The following is a 3,073-nucleotide window of genomic DNA, read 5'->3' on the forward strand; positions in this document are numbered from 1 at the left end:
AACTCACCCGGGAGGCTCGACTGGCTGCCTGACCGTTCGCGACTCGAACCACGTACTTGACTCAACATTCACGACGGCGCCGCTTAAGCACACTAAAGATCACTCACTTGCAACGGCGAGAGGCTGCACAACGACATACATCAGCGAGCGCACCGGCGTGCCGTAAAAATAAATATTGCGTACTTATTTTAGCTGGGGCAGGATGGGGTCATGCCCGCCACCCGACCCCGGCGAACCCAGGCCGAACGGACCGCCGAGACGCGGCGGGCGCTGCTGGACGCGACGCTGGAAGCCCTGGTCGAGGTCGGCTTCAAGGGCACCACCACCACCGAGGTCGCCCGTCGCGCCGGGATGTCGGTGGGCGCGCTGCAGGGCCACTTCCCGACCAAGACCGAGCTGCTCACCGCCGCGGTGGAGTACTCGCTGAACCGGCGCGTCGAGGAGTTCGAGGTGCTGATGGCCGGCCTGGACCCGGCCGCGGACAAATTCGACGAGGCGATCGACCTGCTCTGGTCGATGTTCTCCGGGCCGACGTTCACCGCCGCACACGAACTGTGGGTGGCCGCCCGCACCGACCCGGAGCTGGCGCCCGCCGTCATCGCGACCGACCGGCAGTTCGTCGACGCCTGCGAGCGGGTCAACGCCGGGCTGTTCCCGGACAACGCAGCCGGTGCCCGGATCGGCTCCCAGATGGCGTTCGCGTTGATGGACGGCCTGGCGCTGGCCCGGTCGATCGACGGCTACCAGCCGCTGGACACCGACGAGATCCTGAACGCGTTCAAAGCGCTGGTCCGCCCCCTGGTGGCCGGCCCGCAACCCGAGGGGACATCATGACCGCCAGCGAGAAGCAGCCGGCCTACCACCCCGGCGGCCACCCGGTGCACGCCCGCCGGATCCACTTCAGCTACCCGGTCGCCTCGCTGGATCGGCACTTCGTCCAGGGCGATCTGGTGATGAGCCACATCATCGCGCACCTGTCGGCGGCTTTCCCGGAGGGCGAGGACTTCTTCGTCAGGTCGGTGCGCCGGTTCGCCGACCAGATCACCGAGCCGGAGCTCAAGGAGCGGGTGAAAGGCTTCATCGGCCAGGAGGTCACCCACGGCCGCGAACACCGCGAGCTCAACGAGCGGCTGTCCCAGATGGGCTACCCCACCCGCCGGATCGACCGGTCGGTGCGCCGACACATGAAGATCGTCGAGCGGTGGGTCTCGCCGCTGACCTGCCTCGCCGCCACGGCCGCAGTCGAACACTTCACCGCGGTGTTTGCCGAGACCCTGCTCAGCGACGAACGCGCCCAGGCGCTGCTCGGCGAGTCCGAGGTGCGTTCGATGCTGCTGTGGCACGCCATCGAGGAGTCCGAGCACCGGTCGGTCGCCTTCGACGTCTACCGGGCGGTCGGCGGCAGTGAGAAGCGGCGGATCCGGGTGATGCGGATCATCCGGATCAGCTTCCCGGTCACCGTATTCGGCTACTCGCTGATCTCCCTGCTCGGCGACTGCGCCGCCTACCACCCGGTCCGGCTGATCCGCAGCCTGCTGGCGCTGCGGCACTCGCCGTTCCTGACCCGGGCGGTCTTCCGCCGGCTGAGCGCCTACCTGCGGCCCGCTTTCCACCCCGACGACATCGACAACGCCGTGTTGCTGGAGCGCTGGACCGCCGAGCTCTTCGGCGAGCACGGCAGCCTGGTGGACCACCTGCACTAGACCCTGCACTAGACCACCTGCACTGGGTGTCCGGCGCCGAATTTGACGGCCGGCCGGTGCTGCGGCTACCGTCGAACGCTGTGAACATCCGCGGAATTCTCGTAGTACCCGGCGCGTTGGCGGCTGAATAGCCTCGCCGGGCATTCGAGCATCAAACGCGCAACCCTCGTACAGCAGCCGAGCTCACGGGGGATTTTTGTTGTCACCGGCCCGGCACACCGCAAGACTTGAAAACAGCAGACGTCACGAGATCGAAAACCAGATCAAAAGAGGACACCGTGAGCGCACCCACCACCCGACCGCCGCAGCGGCCGACCGGCCAGCCGCACCGGCCGGTCAACGGCGGCGCGGCCGCCGGCAAACCCGGCAAACCCAGCCAGAAGCGCGTCCCGGCGCAGCAGATGACCGGCGCCCAGGCGGTGATCCGGTCGCTGGAGGAGCTCGGCGTCGACGTCATCTTCGGCATCCCCGGCGGCGCGGTGCTGCCGGTCTACGACCCGCTGTACGACTCGACCAAGCTGCGTCACGTGCTGGTCCGCCACGAGCAGGGCGCCGGCCACGCCGCCAGCGGCTACGCGCACGCCACCGGCCGGGTCGGGGTGTGCATGGCCACCTCCGGTCCGGGCGCCACCAACCTGGTCACCCCGCTGGCCGACGCGCAGATGGACTCGATCCCGGTCGTCGCCATCACCGGGCAGGTGGGCCGGTCGCTGATCGGCACCGACGCATTCCAGGAAGCCGACATCTCCGGCATCACCATGCCGATCACCAAGCACAACTTCCTGGTCCGCCGCGGCGACGAGATCCCGCGCGCGCTGGCCGAGGCGTTCCACATCGCCGCCACCGGCCGGCCGGGAGCGGTGCTGGTCGACATCCCCAAGGACGTGCTCCAGGCGCAGTGCACCTTCGCCTGGCCACCCAAACTGGACCTGCCCGGCTACAAGCCGAACACCAAGCCGCACAACCGGCAGGTGCACGAGGCCGCCAAGCTGATCGCCACGTCGCGCCGCCCGGTGCTCTACGTCGGCGGCGGGGTGATCCGCGGCGACGCCTGCGACGAGCTGCGCGAGCTGGCCGAGCTGACCGGCATCCCGGTGGTCACCACGCTGATGGCCCGCGGCGCCTTCCCGGACAGCCACCGCCAGCACCTGGGTATGCCCGGCATGCACGGCACGGTGGCCGCGGTGGCCGGGCTGCAGCGCTCGGATCTGCTGATCACCCTGGGCGCCCGGTTCGACGACCGGGTCACCGGCCAGCTGGACTCGTTTGCGCCGGACGCCAAGGTGATCCACGCCGACATCGACCCGGCCGAGATCGGCAAGAACCGGCACGCCGACGTGCCGATCGTCGGCGACGTCAAGGCCGTCATC

General features: G+C 69.1%; 3 protein-coding genes. All 3 read left to right on the forward strand.

The window, feature by feature from the left end:
• Positions 1-210 precede the first annotated feature (210 nt).
• Positions 211-834 carry a TetR/AcrR family transcriptional regulator gene (locus AC2VNT_RS05355; RefSeq protein ID WP_486945867.1) on the forward strand — a complete coding sequence of 208 codons (624 nt, stop codon included), beginning with the start codon at positions 211-213 and terminating at the stop codon, positions 832-834.
• Positions 831-1,703 (forward strand): metal-dependent hydrolase, encoded by an 873-nt coding sequence (locus tag AC2VNT_RS05360; protein ID WP_486945868.1) that lies wholly within the window; start codon positions 831-833, stop codon positions 1,701-1,703. Before AC2VNT_RS05355 ends, AC2VNT_RS05360 begins: the two co-directional genes overlap by 4 nt.
• A gap of 278 nt (positions 1,704-1,981) precedes the next feature.
• Positions 1,982-3,073 (forward strand): thiamine pyrophosphate-binding protein (locus AC2VNT_RS05365; RefSeq protein ID WP_486945869.1); only part of this gene is annotated, 1,092 nt, incomplete at its 3' end.

The organism is Mycobacterium sp. TH-M15, from assembly GCF_057473705.1.